At 62.2% G+C, this 431-nt stretch carries 1 pseudogene; it reads right to left on the reverse strand.

The window, feature by feature from the left end:
- Positions 1-431: pseudogene (locus BGE37_RS24820) on the reverse strand (RHS repeat protein); the annotation flags it as partial.

Here is a 431-nt window from a genome sequence, read left to right on the forward strand (position 1 = left end):
TAACCACCCGTGCTCATCATACTGCCACTGCTCTGCCGCTTCGCCGTTCACCGTCCGGTGCGTGATGCGGTCCGACGCATCGTAGTGCCAGAGGGTGATAAGTCCCTCGTCTTCACTGCGGACAAGCTGCCCTGTGGCGCTGTACCGGTAACGCTGTGTCCGTCCGTCAAAGCCGCGCTGCTCCGTCAGGCGGTCCACCGGGTCATACAGGAACGTGGACTGGCTGCCGTTCTCATTAGTCAGCGTGGTGATGCGCCCGGCGGCGTCATACCCCATGCTGCGCGTCAGACCGCCCTGCGTGGTGCTGATAGCTTTACCCCACGCATCATACTGTGTCTCACTGCGGCTGCCGTTCGGGGCAATGATAGCGGTGAGGTCGCCTGCGGCGCTGTACTCATAACGGGTTTCACGCCCCTGCACATCCTTCTGAC

Origin of the sequence: Escherichia sp. MOD1-EC6300 (assembly GCF_002965045.1) — a bacterium.
Taxonomy (GTDB): Bacteria; Pseudomonadota; Gammaproteobacteria; order Enterobacterales; family Enterobacteriaceae; genus Escherichia; species Escherichia coli_F.